The following is a 21,975-nucleotide window of genomic DNA, read 5'->3' on the forward strand; positions in this document are numbered from 1 at the left end:
TGAGAAGCAAGGCCCTCAGCAGACTCGGCATCGGCGCCTGCGGCACCGCCGCCGCGGGCGTAACGCACGCCTCACCCCGGGGTCTCCGGGCCCGCGATTCGCAGCGGGCCTTGAGGGATCGTCGTGATCTAATAGTCGCGGGTGGTAATGGATTCCGGTCGGTGCGGCGTTGCCCGAGTCGGCTTGAGAGCAGCTGCGAGCCGCAGCTCGGTCCGCCCGAGAGGAGGTTGTGGGTGAACACGCCCGAAGCTTGGAGCAACGACCGGTCAGACGGTTCCCGTTGGCAGAAGCTCCTGGGGCGCGGTCGCGGCCGCGCCGGAGGCGCGCAGCAGACCCCGACGCCGCCGCCGCGCGAGACCTATCCGTCGCCGCCGGTCGGCCCGCCGCCGGGCCAGCCGCACTACTCGGTGCCCACCGCGGGCCGCCGTCCTCCCGTGGCGACGCAGACGCCGCCGAGCGCTTCGCAGCTCTCGGGACAGGTGCGCCCGCCGCAGCAGGGGCTGCCGCCGCAGCCGCGCCGCCAGCAGGCGGTCGAGCCGAGCCCGGTGGCGCTGCAGCGCCTGCGCCGGGACCTGGGCCGCAGCCGGGTCATCGCCTTCATCAACCCCAAGGGCGGCGTGCACAAGACGACGGCCACGGTGCTGTCGGCGGCCGCGATGGGCACGGCCCGCAACGGCGGCGTGATCGCTTGGGACGACAACGAACTGCGCGGCACCCTGGGCCTGCGGGCCGGGTCGGCGCGGCACGGGCGGACGATCCGCCACCTCGTGGAGCACCTGGACCAGGTCGAGGCCGCCGGCGTGCACCTGCCGGAGCACCTGGACGAGTTCCTGCGCCACTCCTCGGACGGTTCGTTCGACGTGCTCGCGGGCGACGAGGACCCGAAACTGCAGCGCCGCCTGGACCCGACGACGGTCCTGCGGGTGCTCGACATCCTGACCCGCACGCACGGGATCGTCTGCATCGACACGGGCAACAACGTGGAGTCGCCCAACTGGCGCACCGTGGTCTCCTCGGTGGACCGGCTCGTGGTCACGACGGTGCCGCGCGAGGACGCGGCGTTCTCGGCGGACTGGATGCTCGACCACCTCGAGGAGGGCGGCTACGGGAACCTCGTGAAGAACGCGGTGACCCTGCTGTCGATGCCGACCCCGAACCCGGGGCCGCTCCTGAACGACCTGCAGCGGCACTTCGCGCAGCGCACGCGCGCGTGCGCGGTCGTGCCGTACGACCCGTCGCTGGAGCCGGGCGCGAAGATCGAGTTCTCGGCGCTGCGCCCGGAGACCCGCGCCGCCTGGTTCGAGGCCGCCGCGACCATTGTCGACGGTCTGTAACGACCGCTTTCCGCACCGTCCGCTCCCGCACATCCCTGCCGGGCGCGGGCGGCGCTGTGGCAGGATTCCAGGCGTGAATGACGACGCCGAGCGCACCGTGAACCTCCGTCCGGACGACGGTGCGGGCAGGGAGGGCGCGGCCGTCGCCCCCGCGGGCGGAGCCCGCTCCGGCAACACGACGACGTACGGCGGGCGCGAGCGCTCGGAGCGGACCATCGGCCGCGACCTGGCCGCCGCCGGGTTCCTCGCCGTGGTCCTGACCGCGCTCGGATTCCCGGCCGCGATGCTGTGGCAGATCGTCACCCCGCGCGTGGAGTTCGTGGTGCTCGAGGGCGCCTGGGCCTCGATCGAGACGTACCCGAGCGCCTATGTCGAAGGCGACCTCGTGTTCGCCGGGATCGGTCTGGTCCTCGGCGTCCTCGCGGCGATCTTCTCGTGGACGTCGATGCGGGACCGGCGCGGCCCGCTCATGCTCCTGGGCCTGGTCATCGGCTCGATCGGCTGCCAGGTCGTGGCGTGGAAGATCGGCGCGAACGAGTGGCAGCGGTTCTGGGACTCGGTCGAGCGCGCGCCCGTGGGCGCGCACATGTGGCGGCCGCCGTCGGTGCTGTTCACCGGGCTCGACCCCGCCGCGGCGTGGGCGGCGCTGAAGGTCGGCAACTTCACATCGGCGCTCGACGCGCTCCAGCTCGGTGCCCTGGCGGTCATGGCCCTCGCCGCGACCTTCACTTACACCGTCATCGCAGGCTGGTCACGTCGGCCCAGCCTTCGAACGGACGCTCCCGAATAGCGGTATGCCTTTTGACCTGGAAAGCCGGGCAACTACGCTTGGACCGTGCTCAGACGCATCGACCTTTCAGGAGAAGTACCCGGTTACTCGGCCCGCGCCCTGCGCGAGCTGATGCCGCGCGCCGCCTTCGACGTCAACGAAGCCCTGCGCTCGGTCCAGCCGCTGATCGACGACATCGCCCATCGCGGGACCGCCGCGGTCGTGGACATCGTCGAGCGCTTCGACCATGTGCGTCTGGAGCACCTGCGCGTCCCCGACGCCGCGATCAAGACCGCCGTCGAGGAGCTCGACCCCGAGCTGCGCCGCGCCTACCAGACCTCGATCGACCGGGTGCGCGCCGCGCACGAGGCCCAGCGCCTCCCCGAGGTCGTCACCGAGGTCGCGCCGGGCGGCACCGTCACCGAGCGGTACCTGCCGGTGGGCCGCGTGGGCCTGTACGCGCCCGGGGGCCTGGCCGTGCTCGCCTCCTCGGTGATCATGAACGCCGTCCCGGCCCAGATCGCCGGGGTGGGCTCGATCGCGCTCGCGTCCCCCGCCCAGAAGCACAACGGCGGCCTGCCCGACCAGGGCATCCTCGCCGTCGCCGGCATGCTCGGCATCGACGAGGTGTACGCGGTCGGCGGACCGGCCGCGATCGCCATGTTCGCCTACGGCACGGACGAGTGCGCGCCGGTCGACATGGTCACCGGGCCCGGGAACATCTACGTGACCGCCGCGAAGCGGGCCGTGCGCGGCCTCGTCGGCATCGACGCCGAGGCCGGGACCACCGAGATCGCGGTGATCGCGGACGCGACCGCCGACCCGGGGCACGTCGCCGCGGACCTCATCAGCCAGGCCGAGCACGACCCGGCCGCCGCGTCGGTCCTCATCACCGACTCGGCCGACCTCGCGGACGCCGTGGACGACGAGCTGGCGCGCCGCGTGCCGGACACGCGCCACTCGGGCCGCATCCAGACCGCGCTCGCGGGGGAGCAGTCGGGGACGATCCTCGTCGCAGACATCGACGAGGCCGTCGCCGTCGCCGACGCGTACGCCGCCGAGCACCTGGAGATCCAGACCGCCGACGCCCGCGAGGTGGCGCTGCGCATCCGCAACGCCGGGGCGATCTTCGTCGGCGCGTACTCGCCGGTGTCCCTCGGCGACTACTGCGCCGGATCGAACCACGTGCTGCCCACCGGCGGGTGCGCCCGCCACTCGGCCGGCCTCAGCGTGCACACGTTCCTGCGCGGCGTGCACATCATCGACTACACCCGCGAAGCGCTCGCCGCCGTCGCCGACGACGTGGTCGCCTTCGCGAACTCCGAGGACCTGCCCTCGCACGGCGAGGCCGTGACGGCGAGATTCGAGTCGAAATGAGCGAGATCGAGAACCTGCTGCGCGAGGACCTCCGCGGGCAGTCGCCCTACGGCGCCCCGCAGCTCGACGTGCCGGTCCAGTTGAACACCAACGAGAACGCGTTCGCGATCCCCGAGGACGTGGCGGCCGTCGTCGCCGAGTTCATCGGGCGGGAGCTGCGCGGCCTCAACCGCTACCCCGACCGCGACGCGATCGCCCTCCGCACCGACCTCGCGGCCTATCTGGGCCACGGGCTCACCGCGGACCACGTGTGGGCCGCCAACGGCTCCAACGAGATCCTGCAGCAGCTGCTGCAGGCCTTCGGCGGGCCCGGCCGCACCGTCCTCGGCTTCATGCCCTCCTACTCGATGCACCCGCTGCTCGCCCGCGGCACCGGCACGGCCTTCGTCGACGCCGGACGCGAGGACGACTACACGCTCAGCCCCGCGTTCGTCGCCGACGCGATCCGGCTGCACGACCCGGACCTGGTCTTCCTCGTATCGCCGAACAACCCGACCGGGACCGCGCTCGAGGCCGAGGTCATCGAGGCCGCGTACGAGGCCGCCCGCGGCATCGTCGTCATCGACGAGGCCTACGCCGAGTTCGCCCGCGACCCGCACGCGACCGCGCTCGGCCGCCTCGAGGGCCGCAAGCGACTCGTCGTCACCCGCACGCTCTCGAAGGCCTTCGCGTTCGCGGGAGCCCGCGTCGGCTACCTCGCCGCCGACCCCGAACTCGTCGAGAAGCTCCTGCTGGTGCGCCTGCCGTACCACCTCTCGAGCATCACCCAGGCCGCCGCGCGCGGCGCGCTCGCGTGCGCCGCCCAGCTCCAGGCCGAAGTGGACGAGCTCAAGCACCAGCGCGACCGCATCGTGAAGAACCTGCGCGCCAAGGGACTCCCCGTCGCCGACTCCGACGCGAACTTCGTGCTCGTCGGCGGACTGCGCGACGCCGCGGCCGTCTGGCGCGCCATCCTCGACCAGGGCGTGCTCATCCGCGACGTCGGCCTCCCCGGCCGCCTCCGGATCACCGCCGGCACTGAGGACGAGACCACCGCGCTGCTCGACGCCTTCGACCAGGCGATCGAGCAGCGACCCGACATGTTCGACCTGCAGGAGCAACAACCGTGAGCCGCACCGCGCACATCGTCCGCACCACCGGCGAGACCAGCGTCGACGTCTACGTCGACCTCGACGGCACCGAGAAGACCGTCGACGTCTCGACCGGCGTCGGCTTCTACGACCACATGCTCCACCAGCTCGGCAAGCACGGCGGCTTCGACCTCAAGATCGCCGTCAAGGGCGACCTCCACATCGACTCGCACCACACGATGGAGGACACCGCGATCGCGCTCGGCCAGGCCTTCGCCGAGGCCCTGGGCGACAAGGCCGGCGTCGTGCGCTTCGCCGACGCCTCCGTCCCGCTCGACGAGGTGCTCGCCCGCGCCGTCGTCGACCTCTCGGGCCGTCCCTACATGGTCCACGAGGAGCCCGTCGACATCGCGCCGATGATCAGCACGGACTACCCGACCTCGATGACCCGCCACATCCTCGAGTCCTTCGCGTACCACGCCCGGATCTGCCTGCACGTCACCGTGCTGCGCGCCTCCAACCCCGGCCAGAAGCCCGACGCGCACCACGTCATCGAAGCCCAGTTCAAGGCCCTCGCCCGGGCCCTGAAGTACGCCACCCGCATCGACGGCACCGACATCCCCTCCACCAAGGGCGTGCTGTGAGCTACGCGGGCCCGATCCTGCTCATGGCGCTCGCCGGCATCCTCGTCGGCGGCTCGGTGAGCCTGCGCAGGAGCGAGAAGCGCGCCGCCGCGATCGTCGTCGCGGTGCTCGCCGCGGCCGCGTTCCTCGGCGGCCTCTACCTCATCTACGGCTAGGGGACAGCGATGACCAAACCCACGGTGGCCTTGTTCGACTACGGGTCGGGGAACCTCCGGTCCGCGTTCCGCGCGCTCGAACGCGCCGGCGGCGACGTGACCCTCACGAGCGACCTCGACGCGGCCCGCCGCGCCGACGGCCTCTTCGTGCCCGGTGTCGGCGCCTACGCCGCTTGCATGGAAGGCATCCTCAAGCACGGCGTCGACGCGGTCATCCGCGAACGCGCCGCCGCCGGAGCCCCCGTCCTCGGCGTCTGCGTCGGCGAGCAGGTCCTGTTCGAAGAGGGCGTCGAGCACGGCGTCCGCACCCGCGGCGTCGGCGTCTTCGAAGGCGTCGTGGAACAGCTCGCCGCGCAACGCATCCCGCACATGGGCTGGAACACCGTCGAAGCGGACGCGGGGATGCGCCTGTTCGCGGGGATCGACCCCGCCGAGCGGTTCTACTTCGTTCACTCCTACGCCGCCAAGACCGTGCCCCCCGGCGCGCTGGCCGCGATCTGCACCCACGACGAGCCGTTCGTCGCCGCCGTGGAACGCGGCTCCGTGGCCGCCACCCAGTTCCACCCCGAGAAGTCCGGCGACGCCGGGTACGCGCTGCTGTCCAACTGGATCAAGGATCTCTGACATGACCGAACTCCAACTGCTCCCCGCCGTCGACGTCACCGGCGGCAAGGCCGTCCAGCTCGTCCAGGGCGTCGCCGGTTCCGGCAAGGCGTACGGCGACCCGATCGAGGCCGCCCTCGAATGGCAGCGCCAGGGCGCCGAGTGGCTGCACCTCGTGGACCTCGACGCGGCCTTCGGGCGCGGCACCAACCACGAGCTGCTCGCCGAGGTCGTCGGCAAGGTCGGCATGCAGGTCGAGATCTCCGGCGGCATCCGCGACGACGAGACGCTCAAGCGCGCCTTGGACTCCGGGGCCCGCCGCGTCAACATCGGCACCGCCGCGCTCGAGAACCCCGAATGGTGCGACCGCATCTGCGGCGAGTACGGCGACCGCGTCGCGATCGGCCTCGACGTGAAGGGCGGCCGCCTCGCCGCCCGCGGCTGGACCCGCGAGGGCGGCGAACTGTTCGAGACCCTGGAGCGGCTCGAGCGCGCCGGTTGCGAGCGGTACGTCGTCACCGACGTGAACAGCGACGGCATGCTCTCGGGCCCGAACCTGGACCTGCTGCGCTCGGTCTGCGAGGCCACGGACAAGCCCGTGATCGCCTCCGGCGGCGTCTCCTCCCTCGACGACCTGCGCGCTTTGGCGGGCCTGACCGGGATCGGCGTCGAGGGCGCCATCGTGGGAACGGCGCTGTACGAGCGTAACTTCACGGTCGCTGAGGCGTTGAACCTGTTGAAGGGACTCTAACCACCGGGGAGGCGCGCATGGCATTGGTCGAACGGGTACCGGAGACCGGGCCGTGGGCGCAGCTCTACGGGTACTCGCGGGCGGTCGCGGTGGGGCCGCTGGTGGTCACCAGCGCCTGCACCGCCGACGTGGAGGCCCGGCCGCACCTCAAGGGCGACGCCGCCGGGCAGGCCCGCGAGGCCTTCCGGACCGCGCTGGACGCCATGGTCCACGCCGGGGCCGGCGTCTCCGACGTCGTGCGCTCCCGCCTGTACGTGACCGACCCGGCCCACGCCGACCCGGTGGGCCGGGTCCACGGCGAGTTCTTCGGCGTCGTCAAGCCGACCGCCACCGTCGTGATCGTGAACGGACTCTTCCACCCCGGCCAGCTCGTGGCCGTCGAACTCGAGGCGTTCCGCGCCTGGCGCGACATCGACTGACGCGAGCGCGCCTCGCTTCAACCGCGATGTCGGACCTTTCCGGGAAACTGGAAACCAGGGGACCACCAGGCGCCCGATTCGCGCAGACGCCCCCGATCCGCATGCGATGATCCGAGGGTGGGCGATCCTATGCTCCTGAACGATCGTTCAGTAGTATTGGCCGTGAGCCTGACCGGGGCTCGCCGAAGCGGCCGCATCGGAGTCCGCGGGCCACGAGCCCGCGCCAACGGCGGCCCCGCACGGCACGAACGACCGAAAATGGGGTGTCACCGTGGACGCTGAGTCGATCGCCGAAGGCCGCGAGCGCTGGGCCAAGCGCTACGCGACGGCCGCCAAGCGCGAGGCCGACTTCACCACCCTCTCCGGGCTCGAGACCGAACCGGTCTACGGCCCGCCCGAAGGCGTCGCCGACCCCCGCATGGACCGCATCGGCTGGCCCGGCGAGTTCCCCTTCACCCGCGGCCTCTACCCCACCGGCTACCGCGGCCGCCCCTGGACCATCCGCCAGTTCGCGGGCTTCGGCAACGCCGAGCAGACCAACGCCCGCTACAAGATGCTCCTCAAGGCGGGCGGCGGCGGCCTCTCCGTCGCGTTCGACATGCCCACCCTCATGGGCCGCGACTCCGACGAGCCCGCCTCCCTCGGCGAGGTCGGCCACTGCGGCGTCGCCATCGACTCCACCGCCGACATGGACCGCCTCTTCGCCGGCATCGACCTCGGCGGCGTCACCACCTCCATGACCATCTCCGGCCCCGCGGTCCCCATCTTCTGCATGTACCTCGCCGCGGCCGAACGCCAAGGCGTCGACATCGGCACCCTCGACGGCACCCTCCAGACCGACATCCACAAGGAGTACATCGCCCAGAAGGAGTGGCTGTTCCCGCCCGAGCCGCACCTGCGCCTCATCGGCGACCTCATGGAGTACTGCGCGGAGCGCATCCCGCGCTACAAGCCGCTCTCCGTCTCCGGCTACCACATCCGCGAAGCCGGATCGACTGCGGCGCAGGAACTCGCCTTCACCCTCGCCGACGGATTCTCCTATGTGGAACTGGGCCTCTCGCGCGGCCTCGACGTCGACCGCTTCGCCCCCGGCCTCTCGTTCTTCTTCGACGCCCACATCGACTTCTTCGAGGAGATCGCCAAATTCCGCGCCGCCCGCCGCATCTGGGCCCGCTGGCTCCGCGACGTCTACGGCGCCAAGACCGACCGCGCCCAATGGCTCCGCTTCCACACCCAGACCGCCGGCGTCTCCCTCACCGCCCAGCAGCCTTACAACAACGTCGTCCGCACCGCCGTCGAAGCCCTCGCCGCCATCATGGGCGGCACGAACTCACTGCACACCAACGCCCTCGACGAGACGCTCGCGCTCCCCACCGACCAGTCCGCCGAGATCGCCCTCCGCACCCAGTCCGTCCTGCGCGACGAGACCGGCGTCCTCAACGTCGCCGACCCCCTCGGCGGCTCCTGGTACGTCGAGGCCCTCACCGACAAGATCGAAGCCGAAGCCGAGAAGATCTTCCTCCAGATCCTCGCCCTCGGCGGCGAGGCCGGCAGCGACCCCGCATCGGTGGCCATGGCCGCCATGGGAACCGGCAGCCGCCACGACATCGGCCCGGTCACCTCCGGCATCCTCCAAGGGATCGAGGACGGCTGGTTCAACGCCGAGATCGCCGAGGCCGCCTTCACCTACCAGCAGCAGCTCGAAGACGGCACCAAGCACATCGTCGGCGTCACCGAACTCCACGACACCGTCACCCCCGATCTGGAGATCCTGCGCATCTCCGGCGACGTCGAACGCGAGCAGAACGCCGTGCTCGGACGCCGCCGCGCCGACCGCGACAATGCCGCCGTCGCGCGAGCGCTGGCCGACATCGTCACGGCCGCAAAGGGAACGGCGAACCTCATCGAGCCGATCCTGGCGGCGGCGCGCGCCGAGGCGACCCTGGGGGAGATCTGCGGGGTGCTGCGCGAGGAGTGGGGTGAGTACCGCGAGACCACTGGACTCTGACCGTTCCCATTGCAGCCCAATGAATTTCAAGGACGAGTGATTGCAGACACAGGCACATGTTTCAATGCGAAGCGTTCGGGTACTCCGGTCGGCAAGATTCGCGGTATCTGGGGTTAATATCCTCTAGAATCCGGTATCCAGTAACTGATCCGTAATTCACCTTCAATCATTGCCTCTGGCCCGCAATCAGTCTTACAATGAGAAGCGTCAGGGCCCCGAGCGGGCGAACATGCTTCCAACCGATGTCCATCTGGACAGGAGGGCGATCGCATGGCAGACAATCGATCGAAGAGCAAGCGCAAGGGATCGGACGAGTACGGCCACCTGGCGCCGCTGTTCAAGGAGCTGGCCTCCCTCGACGACGACGACCCGCGGCGGGCAGAGGTCCGCGACCGACTCGTCACCGGACATCTTCCCCTTGCCGAGCACATAGCGCAGCGGTTCGCCGGGAAGGGCATCGCGAAGGACGACCTCGTTCAGGTCGCCTCCGTGGGCCTCATCCACGCGGTGGACCGCTTCGACCCCGAGCAGGGGGCGGACTTCCTCTCCTACGCCGTGCCCACCGTGATGGGCGAGGTTCGGCGGCACTTCCGCGACACGAGCTGGCCGATGCGCGTGCCGCGCCGGCTGCAGGAGCTGCGGATCGCCCTGAACCAGGCGGGCGGCGAGTTGTCGCAGCGCCTGGGGCGGCCGCCGACGGACGAGGAGATGGCCGAGCATCTGGACATCACGGTCGCCGAGGTCCAGGAAGGGTACGAGGCGAGGCAGGCCTACCGGGCGGTCTCGCTCGACGAGCCGCCGTTCGCCGACGGAGAGCGCACGACGCTCGCCGAATCGGTGGGCGAGGAGGACGTCGCCCTCGAACTCGTCGAGAACCACGAATCACTGGTGCCGCTCATCCAGGAGCTCCCGCAGCGGGAGCGCAAGATCCTGGCGCTGCGGTACTACGGCGACATGACGCAGACGCAGATCGCACAGGAGGTGGGCATCTCGCAGATGCACGTCTCCCGCCTCCTGCACCGGACGCTGGAGGATCTGCGGGAGGGCCTCGACACGGCCGCCGACCCGCACCACACCGCGTTCTGACCGCGCATCTCGGCCCGGCCCGCGAGGGCCGGGCCGAGGCATGCTCACGGCCTGATCGAATCGCGGATGCGGTTGATGAAGCCCGCACCGGGCTCCAATACCCGAGACGCGGGGAGCGTCTGCGAGGCGAGCGGATGCGGTCGGGTCGCGGCCGTCTCCTTGGTCCGCAGGAGCTTGTCGCCGAGCTCGTCCAGCGTGGCCTCACTGCATGACTCCTGGAGCCTCGGCACGAGCTCGAGCCGCTCGTCCTGCGCGTGGTGGCGGTAGTCGTCGATGAACTGGTGCAGCTTCTGCTCGAAATGCGGATGCTCGGGCCCGAACACCTCCAGGTCCTTCAGCAGCCCGTCGATCCGGTGGTGCTCGTCGATCTCGTGCCGCACCAGTCTCCGGCCGTCCGGGACCCGTTTGCGGACCTCGGGGAAGACGTACCGCTCCTCGGCGGTCCATTGGCGGACCGCCTCCGACAGGGCGTGGTCGGCCAGGTCCTTCCGCTGCTCGGGCGGGCCCTGGTGCGATTCGAGCTCCTCGAACACCGACTCCATCGCCTGGTAGTCGTCCGCGAGAACCCGGATCACGTTGTGGTGGTCGTTGTGCGTCATGGCCGCCTCCTCACCTCAGGCCTCCGGCGTACCCGGAGTCGGTCCGGCGAAACCAGGCGGAGCGCTGCCCGCACGGCGTGAAGGTCGAGGCGGCGCGGCGCGGCGCGGTATCCGGGCCGCGCGGCGCAGGCGGCCTCGCGAACGCTAGACGTCGCGGTGACGCAGGGTGTCCCGGATCTTGTCGATGAAGCCGATCCCGGGACCCAGGATGAGGTTCGCCGGCGGCTTGTCGGGCGCGTGCGGGTGCGGCCGGGTGGGCGCGAACTCCTTGGCGGCCAGCACCTTGTGGCCGAGGTCCTGCAGCTCCTCCTCGTCGCAGACTTCGCGCAGGCGGGGCAGGAGGTCGCGCTCCTCCTCGTCCATGTGGTGCCGCACGTCGTCGATCATCTTCTTGACGAGCGACTCGAACCGCGGGTGGTCCGGCTCGAGCCCCTCGAGCTGCTTGAGCACTTCCTCGGCCGCGGCGTGCTCCTCGATCTCGTGGTCGGCGATCTCGTCGCCCTTCTTGAGCCGGTCGCGCGCGACCGGGTACACGAACTGCTCCTCGGCCACTTCGTGGCGCACGAGCTCGGCGATGACGTGGTCGACGAGGTCCTTGCGGCCGTAGCCGATCCCGGTGTGGGTCTCGAGCTCGGTGAACACGGCCTCGAAATGGCGGTGGTCCTTGATGATGACATCGATCAAGTCGGTGTCGGCCTCGGTGTAAGGCATCGGTCCTCCCTTGTGCGATCGATCCGATACAGGGCATACCCGAGCTGTGCAGGGCAAAACACCTGCCGTGCCCGGCCGCACACGAGACAGCGCCGCCGCGGCCGAAGCCGCGGCGGCGCCCCACCCCCCTGTGGTCTTGCGTCCCAGGGACTCCCGGTCCGCCCGGTCGGGCGTCAGGACTTGATGGCGTCCACGAGACTGCCGGTGACGGACTCCGGCATGTGATGGGCGACGTCCATGATCGAGATGATGCCCACCAGGCGGCCGTTGTCGATCACCGGAAGCCGGTTGATCTGGTGCTCCTTCATCTTCGCGATCGTGACGTCGACGTCCTCGTTCGCGTCGGCGAGGATCAGGTGCTGCTGCGGCAGCTGGTCGACCGTGTACGACTCCGGATCATGGCCCTTCGCCATGACCTGGAGGACCAGGTCCCTGTCCGTGACCATGCCGTGGAGCTTGTCGTCGTCCGCGCCGCAGATCGGCATGGAGCCGACGTTCAGTTCGGCCATCATCCGGGCCGCGTTGGCGGCCGTGTCATTGCTCTTGACGCAGGTGCACCCGGTGTGCATGAGGTCGCGTGCGGTTGCCATGCTGCTCGTCTCCTTCGTTGAGCCGTTGACACGAGTATCGTTCGCGTCACTTTCCTTTGCGGCGTTTTGACAGTTCTCAGGCCACGAGCCGCTGCGTGGCCCGCACAATCGCGGCCGCGTCGATCCCGGCCGCAGCCAGCTGCTCGGCCGGCCCGGCCGAACCGGGCATGCCGCGCACGGCCAGCTTGTGAAAACGGACATCCGGGATCTGCCCGGCCACGGCCTCCAAGACCGCGTCCCCCAGACCCCCGACCGGCCAGTGGTCCTCCACCGTGAGCACCCGGCCGGTGTCCGCGGCGGCCTGGCGGATCGCCGCCGCGTCCAAAGGCTTGATCGAATACGCGTCGATCACGCGCACCGGAATCCCCTCGTCGGCCAGGCGCTCCGCCGCGCCCAACGCCTCCGAGACCGTGATCCCGGCCGCCACGATCACCGCCCTGTCATGCGCCGAACCCACCAGGGTCCGGCTCCCCCCCACCGGGAACAACTCGTCCGGCCGGTAGATCACCGGCGTCGCCGCGCGCGTCGTGCGCAGGTAGCTGATCCCCGGCAGGTCCGCCATCGTCGCCGTCAGATGCGCGCACTGGTTCGCGTCGCACGGGTACAGCACCACGCTGCGCCACAGCGCCCGGAACATCCCCAGATCCTCCAGGCCCATCTGGCTCGGCCCGTCCGCGCCGATCGACACCCCCGCATGCGAACCCACCACCCGCAGGTCCGCGCCGCCGATCGCGGCCATCCGCAAGAAGTCGTGCGCCCGCGTCAAGAACGCCGCGAACGTCGCCGCGTACGGGATCCACCCCTGCGTCTGCAGCCCCACGGCCGCGCCGATCATCTGCTGCTCGGCGATGTAGCACTCGAAGAACCGGTTCGGGAACGCCTTCTTGAACGCCGCCGTCCGCGTCGAGTCCGCGACCTCGCCGTCCAGCACCACCACATCCGGGTTCGCGTCGCCCAGCGCCTCAAGCGCCGCACCGAACCCGTCCCTGGTCGCCACGTTGCCGCCCACCGGGAACGACGGCCGCTCCACCACCCGCGACGGCTGCGACTGCCGCGGCTCGCTCGACCGCGGCGGATTCACCCGCACCCGCGCCTCACGCACCCCGCCGAGCTCCACCACCGCCTTCTCCGGCTCGTCCAGCGGCTTCCCGTGCAGCCCCTCCTTGTCCTCCGCGGCCGCCACGCCCTTGCCCTTGCGGGTCTGCGCCAGGATCGCCGTCGGCCGCGAACCCTCATGCTCCGCCGCCGCATACGCCCGGTCGATCTGCGCCGGATCGTGCCCGTCGATCTCCACCGTGTGCCAGCCGAACCCGCCGATCTGCGCCGCGTACGCCGCCGTGTCCCACTCGTAGCGGGTCGGCCCCGTCTGACCCAGCCGGTTCACGTCCACGATCGCGCACAGGTTCCCCAGCCCGAAATCCGCCGCCGCCGCGAACGCCTCCCACATGGAGCCCTCCGCGACCTCGCCGTCCCCGCACAGCACCCACACCTTCGCCGGCGAACCCGACAACCGCGCCCCCAGCGCCATGCCCACCCCGATCGGCAGGCCCTGCCCCAGCGACCCCGTCGCCACGTCCACCCACGGCAGCCGCGTCGAGGGATGCCCCTCCAGGTCCGAACCCAGCTTCCGGTACGTCAGCAGATGCTCCTCGTCGATCACGCCCGCCGCGTGCAGCATCGCGTACAGCAGCGGCGACGCGTGCCCCTTCGAGAACACCAGCCGGTCGTTCCCCGGCAGATGCGGATGCTCGAAGTCGTAATGCAGATGCCCCGCCAGCAGCCCCGCCATCAGATCCGCGGCCGACATCGACGACGTCGGATGCCCCGACCCCGCCCGGGCCGACGCGCGCACCGCGTCCACGCGCAGCTGCTGCCCGAGCTCGGCGATGTCACTCGTGCGGGCCTCGATGACGCTCACGGCTGCTCCTCCTGTGTGTCAAGTCCCTGAACGCCAGGACTACCCGTGCTCACCCGCCCGAAACCGGGTGTCGCCGCGCCCCGCCCGGGTACCCCCGCAACGCGGGTCCGACGGACCCCGCGGCGCGCCGCCTCGCCTGGGATGCCCATAGGCGGGCGGGCGGCGCGCTCACACACTTCGAGGAGGGAACGATGAACTCGCACCCGATGTCCACCACCGGACACCACTGGTGGGAGGCCGAACGTCGGCGCACCACCGCCATCCAGGACGGCGCCTCCGGGGTCGGCCTCGTGTTCGTGGTGGTCGGCGTGCTCGGGTTCCTCCCGGGCATCACCCAGGACTTCTCCAGCATGACCTTCTCCGGAACCGACTCCGAGGCCCACCTCCTCGGCGTCTTCCAGGTCTCGGTCCTGCACAACCTCGTCCACCTCGTCTTCGGCGTCCTCGGCCTCTTCATGGCCTGGACCGTCAGGACCGCCCGCTGGTACCTCATCGGCGGCGGCGTCCTCTACCTGCTCCTCGGCCTGTACGGCTTCCCCGTCGGCGACGAGCACGCGGGCAACTTCCTGCCCGCCAACACGGCCGACGACTGGCTGCACCTCGGCCTCGGCCTCCTCATGATCGCGCTCGGCCTCCTCCTGCACTCCAAGCTGCCCAAGGAGAGCGAGGCCCGCGGCGAAGGCGACTTCGGCGAGACCAACCGCGGCGCCGCCCGCTGACCGCGCACGCGCAACGGCGCTTCGGGACGGATTCCCGAAGCGCCGTTCTCTCTCGGTGCTCCGCCGACCAGGCACGGCAGCCCTCTAACAGACCGCGCCGACCGACGGGAGTTGACCCGCAAGCCTCGCTTGCCGGGAAGGACTACCCGACCCGCCCCGAAATATGCGCCCGCGCCCCACCAGGCGCGCCGCCCCCCGGCCAGGTTTTCACCGAACCCGGGCGGGGAACCCGAACCTCATCGCAGCCGGGCGAAACCGGACACCGTGGAGGTGAACGCCATGCCGCAGCGGCAATGGAGCGACAAGGAAGAACGCCAGTACAAGCACATCCGAGACCAGGCCGAAGACCGAGGCATGGGACACGACCGGGCCGAGGAGATGGCCGCGCGGACCGTCAACAAGGAACGCGCCCGCAAGGGCAAGACCAAGACGGCCAGCCGCACTTCCACCAAGGACATGTCGTCCTCCAAGCGCGGAGGACAGCGCTCGCACTCGGGCCCCAAGGGCCGCACCAAAGAGCAGCTCTACCAAGAGGCCCGCCGCATGAACATCGAAGGCCGATCCAAGATGAACAAGGCCGAGCTCAAACGCGCCGTCGACCGGCGCAAGTGAGCCGGCGGAGAGAGGTGACGACATGGAGGTCCGACACGACCCCGAGGCACCGGCCATCCGCGCCGCCGAGCGCGAGCACGAATGGGCCGACCGCGACACCCGCCAGGGCAGGCGCGGCTGGGGCCGTCACGACTTGAACGAACACGACCGGTCCGTCGGCCAGATCGTGGGCGACCTGACGTCAGAGGTCGCGCACCTGGCCCGCGTCGAGGCCCGACTGGCCGCACGCGAGATCGGCGACAAGGCCAAACGCGGCGCCTTCGGCGGCGGCATGTTCGCCCTCGCCGGGGTCATCGCGATCTACGGCGGCGCGGCGCTGGCCCTCGCGGCGGGCATCGCGCTCGCGCTCGTGTGGCCCGCGTGGCTGGCCGCGATCGTGACGGGCGTGGCCCTGTTCGCGCTCGCGGGGATCTTCGCGCTGGTGGGGCGCGCGAAGCTGCGCGCGGCGCTGCCGCCGGTCCCCGACGAGACCATGGAGCACGTCCGGGAGGACGCCCGGGCCCTGCGAGGGAGGATGGACCGATGAGCGGCATGCCAGGACCGACGGGCGGACCGATTCCGCCCGGAGTCGGGCTCGCGCCGCCGCCTTCGGTGTCGATGCCGTACTGGCCGAACGTGGAGGCGCCGAGCGAGTCGGACCTGGAGCACGAGCGCGAATGGGCGCTCCAGGACGCCGAGGCCGATCAGTACAAGTCCAGGGCGGAACTGGAGAAGGACGCCGAGCGGACCCGCGAGCGGGTCAACGACTCGGTGCTGGAGCTGCGCGCGAAGCTGGGGCTCGACCCTGACGCGGCGCACGCCCACGGGCCGTTCACGCCGGTGCGGCGCCACCCGTTCACGGTGGCGATCGCGGCGGCCGGGGCGGCGACGGCGACGGTGATCGGGGTGCACATGTACCGCGACCACCGCAGGTCTTCGAAGGCCGCGCGCGACGCGGCCCGCGAGGCGATGAAGATGAGCGAGCTGCGGCGCAAGGCGGCGCGGAAGGCGGCCCGCAAGCGCTGGGCCGCGGCGAAGGACGTCTTCGGTTCGGCCGCGAGGACCGTGCAGCGGCAGCGCAAGAAGGCGATGCGCCGGCTCACCCACCGGTGAGTCGACGCCTGAGGCGCGGAACGGCGGGCCATGGCCCGCCGTTCCGCCTGTGCGGGCGGGAGACGTGAACGGAGGGTCCCGGCGAATCGGGCAACGGTGCAAATCGACGGCTCGCAAGCGTCGCCGAGACCCGCCCCGGCCCCCGGTTGCAACCTCACCGACGGGTACGACCGTTTCCGGCGCGCCGCGGTCGACCTGCGCGTTCGTGCCGCGGCCGAGAACGGCCGCGGCACGTGTCGTTTCCGCTGGTCAGCCGGGCATGGTCTCGCCGCCGAGGGCGGCGATGACCTCGCCGGTGATGAAGGAGGACATGCGGTTGGCGGCGAGGAACACGAACGAGGGCGCGAGTTCGTCCGGTTCGGCCGGGCGGCCCATCGGCGTCTTGTCGCCGAAGCCTTCGACGTGGTCCTCCGGCAGTGTGGAGGGGATCAGCGGCGTCCAGACCGGGCCCGGCGCGACGCAGTTGACGCGGATGCCGCGCGGCGCGAGCGCCTGCGCCATCGAGTACGTCCAGGCGATGATCGCGCCCTTCGTCGCGGAGTAGTCGATGAGCGTCTTATTGCCGCGCAGTCCGTTCACGGAGGCGCAGTTGACGATCGCGTCGCCTTCGCCCAGGTGCGGCAGCGCCGCCCTGGTGACGCGGTGGAAGCTGTGCATGTTCACGTTGAACGTGTGCTCCCACTGCTCGTCGGTGATGTCCTCGGGCCGCTCGACGGGTGTCTGCGTCGCGATGTTGTTGACGAGCAGGTCCAGTCCGCCGAGGGCCTTGACGGTCTGGTCGACGACTTCCCGGCAGTGGTCGCGGTCGGCGAGGTCGCCCGGGAGCAGCGCGCATTGGCGGTGCTCGGCCTCGACGAGTTCGGCGGTCCGCTCGGCGTCCTCGTGCTCGTCGAGGTACGCGATGGCGACGTCGGCGCCTTCCTTCGCGAAGGCGATCGCGACGGCCCGGCCTATCCCCGAGTCGCCGCCGGTGATGAGCGCGCGGCGGTCCTTGAGCAGCCCGCGGCCCTCGTAACCTTCCATGGCGTCCTTGGGCTTCGGGGTCATCTCCTCGGTCATTCCGGGGGGTTCCTGCTGCTGTCCCGGCTTGCTCATCGGATCGTCCTTCCGCTCCAGCCCGGCCGCGGCGCGGCCGGGTCCCGGTCCGGCGAATACCCGTGGGCCTCCGCAGGTAATCTCGTACGCTGTACGATGTGCTCCGTGAAAAGATGTGCTGAGGGACCTCGGTCACACCCCTGCGCTCCGCTCGGCCGGAATCGATCCGGTATTTCCGGTTCCGCCTCCCGTTCATCGGACCACTGCTGGTACCGAACGTGTGAATGCGTTAGGTTGTTGGGGATCCAACTCTGTGCACACGCCGCCGCCCACCGGTGGAACAGCATCATGTGAGCGATCACTTTTTACTTGTGGACCTCGACGAACGTGTCGAAAACGAGCACCCCCAAGGAGGCGCAATGACGGGCAGCGACAACGATGCCGTTGCTATCGGGATCGACTTCGGCACCTTGTCCGGCCGGGTCGTCGTGGCATCGGTGGCCGACGGCCGCGAGCTGGCCAGCGCCGAGCACGTGTACGAGCACGGCGCCATCGAAGAGGCCCTCCCGGGCTCGGGCGTCCGCCTCGGCCGCAGCTGGGCGCTCCAGTCGCCCAAGGACTGGGTCGACGTCCTCCGCAACGCCGTGCCCGCCGCCATCGCCGCCGCGGGGGTGAGCCCCGACCAGGTCATCGGCATCGCCACGGACTTCACCGCGTGCACGATCCTCCCGACCACCGCCGACGGCACGCCGCTGTGCGAGCTGGACGAGTTCAAGGACCGCCCGCACGCGTGGCCGAAGCTGTGGAAGCACCACGCCGCGCAGGGCCAGGCCGACCGCATCAACGCCGTCGCCGCCGAGCGCGGCGAGGCGTGGCTGCCCCGCTACGGCGGCAAGATCTCCTCGGAGTGGGCCTACGCCAAGGGCCTGCAGCTCCTCGAGGAGGACCGCGAGATCTACGACCGCGCCGAGCGCTGGATCGAAGCGGCCGACTGGATCGTGTGGCAGTTGTGCGGCCAGGAGACCCGCAACTCCTGCACCGCCGGATACAAGGGCATCGTCCAGGACGGCGAGCGCCCCTCCCGCGAGTACCTGGCCGCGCTCAACCCCGACTTCGCCGACTTCAACGCCAAGATGGAGCACCCGCTGCTGCCCTTGGGCGACAAGGCGGGCGAGCTCACCGCGCAGGCCGCCGAGTGGACGGGCCTGAACGCCGGCACCGTGATCGCCGCCGGGAACGTCGACGCGCACGTCACCGCCGCCTCCGCGAAGGCCGTCGGCCCCGGCCAGATGGTCGCCATCATGGGCACCAGCACCTGCCACGTCGTCAACGGCGAGAACCTGACCGAGGCGCCGGGCATGTGCGGCGTGGTCCGCGACGGCATCACCAAGGGCCTGTGGGGCTACGAGGCCGGGCAGTCCGGTGTGGGCGACATCTTCGCGTGGTTCACCAAGAACGGCGTCCCCGGCGAGTACACCGCCGAGGCCGAGCGGCGCGGCATCTCGATCCACCAGTACCTGACCGAGCTCGCCGAAGGGCAGGCCGTCGGCCAGCACGGCCTGGTCGCGCTCGACTGGCACTCGGGGAACCGCTCCGTCCTGGTCGACCACGACCTGCACGGCGTCATCCTCGGCCTGGGCCTGCAGTCCAAGCCCGAGGACATCTACCGGGCGCTGGTGGAGGCCACCGCGTTCGGCACCCGCATGATCGTCGAGACCCTGGTCAAGGCCGGCGTCCCGATCGAGGAGTTCGTCGCCGCGGGCGGCCTGCTGAAGAACAAGTGGCTGATGCAGACCTACTCGGACGTGCTGCGCATGCCGATCACGGTCCTCACCTCGCAGCAGGGCCCGGCGCTGGGCTCGGCGATCCACGCCGCGGTCGCGGCGGGCGCCTACCCGGACATCGTGGCGGCCGCGGAGGCCATGGGCAAGGTCGAGCGCAACGCCTACGTTCCCGACGAGGCCCGCGCCGACGCCTACGACCGGCTGTACGCCGTCTACGCGGAGCTGCACGACCACTTCGGCCGCGGCGGCTCGCGCGCCCTGCACACGCTGCACAAGATCGCCACGGAGGCAACGAAATGACGTTCAAGACGACTGCGGCCGTCGAGGAGATGAAGGTCAAGGTCAGCGACTTGCACGCCGAGCTCCTGCGCTGGGGCCTGGTGACCTGGACCAGCGGCAACGTCTCGGGCCGCGTCCCGGGCACCGACCTCATCGTCATCAAGCCGAGCGGCGTCTCCTATGACGACATGAAGCCCGAGCTGATGGTCGTCACCGACCTCGAGGGCAACATCCTCGACGGCGACCTCGCGCCGTCCTCGGACGCGGAGAGCCACAACGTGGTCTACCAGGAGATGCCCGAGGTCGGCGGCGTGGTCCACACGCACAGCCCGTACGCGACGGCGTGGGCCGCGCGGGCCGAGCCGATCCCGTGCGTGATCACGGCGATGGCCGACGAGTTCGGCGGGGAGATCCCGCTGGGCCCGTTCGCGCGCATCGGCTCGGACGCGATCGGCAAGGGCATCGTGGAGACCCTGCGGGGGCACCGCTCCCCGGCGGTCATCATGCAGAACCACGGCGTGTTCACCATCGGCAAGGACCCCAAGGCCGCCGTGAAGGCCGCCGTCATGGCCGAGGACGTGGCGCGCACCGTCCACATCTCGCGCCAGCTGGGCGAGCCGGTCCCGATCCCCCAGGCGGACATCGACAAGCTCTACGACCGCTACCAGAACGTCTACGGCCAGCAGCCGTCCTCCAAGGAGCAATAGCACACATGGAAACGAAAGAACTCTGGTTCGTCACCGGCAGCCAGCACCTCTACGGCCCCGAGGCGATCGAGCAGGTCGCCCAGAACTCGGCCGACATCATCGCCGGGCTCGACGCGGCCCCCTCGATCCCGGTCAAGGTCGTGGCGAAGCCGGTGCTGACCACCCCCGAGGAGATCAAGAAGGTCCTCCTGGAGGCGAACGCCGACGACGCCTGCATCGGCGTCATCACCTGGATGCACACCTTCTCCCCGTCGAAGATGTGGATCGCCGGGCTCGGCGCCCTGCAGAAGCCGCTGCTGCACCTGCACACGCAGCACAACCGCGACCTGCCGTGGGCCGACATCGACATGGACTTCATGAACCTGAACCAGGCCGCCCACGGCGACCGCGAGTTCGGGTACATGCTCACGCGCCTGCGCCACCGCCGCAAGACCGTGGTGGGCCACTGGGCGGACGCGCGGGTCCAGGGCCGCATCGGCAACTGGGCGCGGGCGGCGCTGGGCTGGAACGAGGTCCAGAACCTGAAGCTGGTGCGCTTCGGCGACAACATGCGCTATGTGGGCGTGACCGAGGGCGACAAGGTCGAGGCGCAGATCCGCCTGGGCGTCGAGGTGAACACGTACGGCGTCAACGAGCTCGTCGAGCGCGTGGCGACCATCGAGGACAAGGCCGTCGACGACCTCGTGAAGGTCTACGAGGCCGACTACGACGTGGTGCCGGAGCTGCGCGTCGGCGGCGAGCGGCACGAGTCGCTGCGCGACGCGGCCCGCATCGAGCTGGCGCTCCGCTCGGTGCTGGAGGAGCACGGCGCGAAGGCGTTCACGGACACGTTCGAGGACCTGGGCGCGCTCAAGCAGCTCCCGGGCATCGCGGTGCAGCGGCTCATGGCCGACGGCTACGGCTTCGGCGGCGAGGGCGACTGGAAGACCGCCGTGCTCGTGCGGGTCATGAAGGTCATGGCGCAGGGCCTCGAGGGCGGCACGTCCTTCATGGAGGACTACACGTACAACCTCGGTTCGGAGACCCCGCAGATCCTGGGCGCGCACATGCTCGAGGTGTGCCCGACGATCGCGTCGGCGAAGCCGGCGGCGGAGATCCACCCGCTGGGCATCGGCGGCAAGGAGGACCCGGTGCGCCTGGTCTTCACTGCGCCGCCCGGCCCGGCGATCGCGGTGGGCCTGATGGACTTCGGGACGCGGCTGCGTCTGGTGGCCAACGAGGTCGACACGGTCGAGCCCGACGAGGACCTGCCGAACCTGCCGGTCGCGCGTGCCGTGTGGGTGCCGCGCCCGGACCTGGAGACGGCGGCCGAGGCCTGGCTGACCGCCGGCGGCCCGCACCACACTTCGTACACGCAGGCCTTCGGCCGCGAGGTGATGGAGGACTTCGCGGAGATCGCGGGCCTCGAGCTCGTCGTGATCGGCGAGGGCACCACCGCCACCGAGTTCAAGCGCGAGCTGCGCTGGAACCAGGTGTACCACCACCTCGAGGGCGGCATCTAGGGAGCGCCGCAAGGCGAAAGCGATGAGGGGCGGGCCCGGTCGGGCCCGCCCCTCACTCGTTCGAGTGGATGCTGCGGCGGGGCGGGGTTACGGCGGGCTTTCTTGTCGGACCCGGGGGCAATGCTGGGCTCCCCTGGGTGGGTGGGGGTTCGGGAAGGCCTGTACGACCATCCCGAACCCCCGCCCTCCCCGAGGGGCTGTCGCGATCATC

Annotated in this window: 23 protein-coding genes; 18 read left to right on the forward strand and 5 right to left on the reverse strand. The window is 70.6% G+C overall.

Going from position 1 to position 21,975, the window contains the following annotated elements; genetic code table 11:
• Positions 1 to 233: 233 nt before the first annotated feature.
• The 11 genes from AB0K52_RS07100 (at position 234) to AB0K52_RS07150 (ending at position 10,216) form a co-directional block, all read left to right on the forward strand.
• Positions 234 to 1,334, forward strand: a complete 1,101-nt coding sequence (locus AB0K52_RS07100; protein WP_208494016.1) for a chromosome partitioning ATPase — start codon at positions 234 to 236, stop codon at positions 1,332 to 1,334.
• A gap of 73 nt (positions 1,335 to 1,407) precedes the next feature.
• The gene (locus AB0K52_RS07105) at positions 1,408 to 2,124 is read left to right on the forward strand and encodes a hypothetical protein (protein ID WP_363527376.1); all 717 of its coding nucleotides are present in this window, start codon (positions 1,408 to 1,410) and stop codon (positions 2,122 to 2,124) included.
• A gap of 45 nt (positions 2,125 to 2,169) precedes the next feature.
• Positions 2,170 to 3,480 carry a histidinol dehydrogenase gene (gene hisD, locus AB0K52_RS07110; RefSeq protein WP_363527379.1) on the forward strand — a complete coding sequence of 437 codons (1,311 nt, stop codon included), beginning with the start codon at positions 2,170 to 2,172 and terminating at the stop codon, positions 3,478 to 3,480.
• Positions 3,477 to 4,589: a histidinol-phosphate transaminase gene (locus tag AB0K52_RS07115; RefSeq protein ID WP_363527382.1), complete on the forward strand. Its 1,113-nt coding sequence runs from the start codon at positions 3,477 to 3,479 to the stop codon at positions 4,587 to 4,589. The genes hisD and AB0K52_RS07115 overlap by 4 nt, the downstream gene beginning before the upstream one ends.
• Positions 4,586 to 5,194: an imidazoleglycerol-phosphate dehydratase HisB gene (hisB, locus tag AB0K52_RS07120; RefSeq protein WP_363527385.1), complete on the forward strand. Its 609-nt coding sequence runs from the start codon at positions 4,586 to 4,588 to the stop codon at positions 5,192 to 5,194. The genes AB0K52_RS07115 and hisB overlap by 4 nt, the downstream gene beginning before the upstream one ends.
• Positions 5,191 to 5,349, forward strand: a complete 159-nt coding sequence (locus AB0K52_RS07125) for a hypothetical protein (protein WP_363527388.1) — start codon at positions 5,191 to 5,193, stop codon at positions 5,347 to 5,349. The genes hisB and AB0K52_RS07125 overlap by 4 nt, the downstream gene beginning before the upstream one ends.
• Before the next feature lie 9 nt (positions 5,350 to 5,358).
• Positions 5,359 to 5,973, forward strand: coding sequence for an imidazole glycerol phosphate synthase subunit HisH (gene hisH / locus AB0K52_RS07130; RefSeq protein ID WP_363527391.1), 615 nt, complete (start codon positions 5,359 to 5,361; stop codon positions 5,971 to 5,973).
• Position 5,974: 1 nt separating this feature from the next.
• Positions 5,975 to 6,703, forward strand: coding sequence for a bifunctional 1-(5-phosphoribosyl)-5-((5-phosphoribosylamino)methylideneamino)imidazole-4-carboxamide isomerase/phosphoribosylanthranilate isomerase PriA (gene priA / locus AB0K52_RS07135; RefSeq protein ID WP_208494027.1), 729 nt, complete (start codon positions 5,975 to 5,977; stop codon positions 6,701 to 6,703).
• Between the two features lie 17 nt (positions 6,704 to 6,720).
• Complete coding sequence (locus AB0K52_RS07140; RefSeq protein WP_363527394.1) at positions 6,721 to 7,122, forward strand: Rid family hydrolase; 402 nt, start codon at positions 6,721 to 6,723, stop codon at positions 7,120 to 7,122.
• Positions 7,123 to 7,393: 271 nt separating this feature from the next.
• The gene (locus AB0K52_RS07145; RefSeq protein ID WP_363527397.1) at positions 7,394 to 9,130 is read left to right on the forward strand and encodes a methylmalonyl-CoA mutase family protein; all 1,737 of its coding nucleotides are present in this window, start codon (positions 7,394 to 7,396) and stop codon (positions 9,128 to 9,130) included.
• Between the two features lie 270 nt (positions 9,131 to 9,400).
• Positions 9,401 to 10,216, forward strand: a complete 816-nt coding sequence (locus AB0K52_RS07150; RefSeq protein WP_363527400.1) for a SigB/SigF/SigG family RNA polymerase sigma factor — start codon at positions 9,401 to 9,403, stop codon at positions 10,214 to 10,216.
• A gap of 44 nt (positions 10,217 to 10,260) precedes the next feature.
• Here AB0K52_RS07150 and AB0K52_RS07155 read toward each other — a convergent pair whose 3' ends face one another.
• The 4 genes from AB0K52_RS07155 to AB0K52_RS07170 form a co-directional block, all read right to left on the reverse strand.
• Positions 10,261 to 10,815: a hemerythrin domain-containing protein gene (locus tag AB0K52_RS07155; RefSeq protein ID WP_363527403.1), complete on the reverse strand. Its 555-nt coding sequence runs from the start codon at positions 10,813 to 10,815 to the stop codon at positions 10,261 to 10,263.
• 144 nt (positions 10,816 to 10,959) lie between these two features.
• Positions 10,960 to 11,526 carry a hemerythrin domain-containing protein gene (locus tag AB0K52_RS07160; protein ID WP_363527406.1) on the reverse strand — a complete coding sequence of 189 codons (567 nt, stop codon included), beginning with the start codon at positions 11,524 to 11,526 and terminating at the stop codon, positions 10,960 to 10,962.
• A 173-nt stretch (positions 11,527 to 11,699) separates the two neighbouring features.
• On the reverse strand, positions 11,700 to 12,116 hold the full coding sequence (locus AB0K52_RS07165; protein WP_363527409.1) for a CBS domain-containing protein: 417 nt from the start codon (positions 12,114 to 12,116) through the stop codon (positions 11,700 to 11,702).
• Positions 12,117 to 12,192: 76 nt separating this feature from the next.
• Positions 12,193 to 14,034: a transketolase gene (locus AB0K52_RS07170; RefSeq protein ID WP_363527412.1), complete on the reverse strand. Its 1,842-nt coding sequence runs from the start codon at positions 14,032 to 14,034 to the stop codon at positions 12,193 to 12,195.
• A 206-nt stretch (positions 14,035 to 14,240) separates the two neighbouring features.
• Here AB0K52_RS07170 and AB0K52_RS07175 point away from each other — a divergent pair, with 206 nt between their 5' ends.
• From AB0K52_RS07175 to AB0K52_RS07190, 4 genes are all read left to right on the forward strand, one after another.
• Positions 14,241 to 14,753: a DUF4383 domain-containing protein gene (locus AB0K52_RS07175; protein WP_363528364.1), complete on the forward strand. Its 513-nt coding sequence runs from the start codon at positions 14,241 to 14,243 to the stop codon at positions 14,751 to 14,753.
• A gap of 279 nt (positions 14,754 to 15,032) precedes the next feature.
• Positions 15,033 to 15,365: a plasmid stabilization protein gene (locus tag AB0K52_RS07180; RefSeq protein ID WP_363527415.1), complete on the forward strand. Its 333-nt coding sequence runs from the start codon at positions 15,033 to 15,035 to the stop codon at positions 15,363 to 15,365.
• 22 nt (positions 15,366 to 15,387) lie between these two features.
• Positions 15,388 to 15,891 (forward strand): phage holin family protein, encoded by a 504-nt coding sequence (locus AB0K52_RS07185; protein WP_363527418.1) that lies wholly within the window; start codon positions 15,388 to 15,390, stop codon positions 15,889 to 15,891.
• Positions 15,888 to 16,457, forward strand: a complete 570-nt coding sequence (locus tag AB0K52_RS07190; protein ID WP_363527421.1) for a hypothetical protein — start codon at positions 15,888 to 15,890, stop codon at positions 16,455 to 16,457. Before AB0K52_RS07185 ends, AB0K52_RS07190 begins: the two co-directional genes overlap by 4 nt.
• A 249-nt stretch (positions 16,458 to 16,706) precedes the next feature.
• Here the strand turns inward: AB0K52_RS07190 and AB0K52_RS07195 are convergent, their stop codons facing one another.
• The gene (locus AB0K52_RS07195; RefSeq protein ID WP_363527423.1) at positions 16,707 to 17,552 is read right to left on the reverse strand and encodes an SDR family oxidoreductase; all 846 of its coding nucleotides are present in this window, start codon (positions 17,550 to 17,552) and stop codon (positions 16,707 to 16,709) included.
• Between the two features lie 359 nt (positions 17,553 to 17,911).
• Between AB0K52_RS07195 and araB the strand changes: the two genes are divergently transcribed.
• The 3 genes from araB to araA are packed head-to-tail and all read left to right on the forward strand — an operon-like array spanning position 17,912 to position 21,764.
• Positions 17,912 to 19,576, forward strand: a complete 1,665-nt coding sequence (gene araB / locus AB0K52_RS07200) for a ribulokinase (RefSeq protein ID WP_363527425.1) — start codon at positions 17,912 to 17,914, stop codon at positions 19,574 to 19,576.
• Complete coding sequence (locus AB0K52_RS07205; RefSeq protein WP_208494039.1) at positions 19,573 to 20,262, forward strand: L-ribulose-5-phosphate 4-epimerase; 690 nt, start codon at positions 19,573 to 19,575, stop codon at positions 20,260 to 20,262. The genes araB and AB0K52_RS07205 overlap by 4 nt, the downstream gene beginning before the upstream one ends.
• A 5-nt stretch (positions 20,263 to 20,267) precedes the next feature.
• Positions 20,268 to 21,764, forward strand: coding sequence for an L-arabinose isomerase (araA, locus tag AB0K52_RS07210; RefSeq protein ID WP_363527428.1), 1,497 nt, complete (start codon positions 20,268 to 20,270; stop codon positions 21,762 to 21,764).
• Positions 21,765 to 21,975 lie beyond the last annotated feature (211 nt).

The sequence above is a fragment of the Glycomyces sp. NPDC049804 genome (assembly GCF_040674615.1).
Taxonomy (GTDB): Bacteria; Actinomycetota; Actinomycetes; order Mycobacteriales; family Micromonosporaceae; genus Glycomyces; species Glycomyces niveus.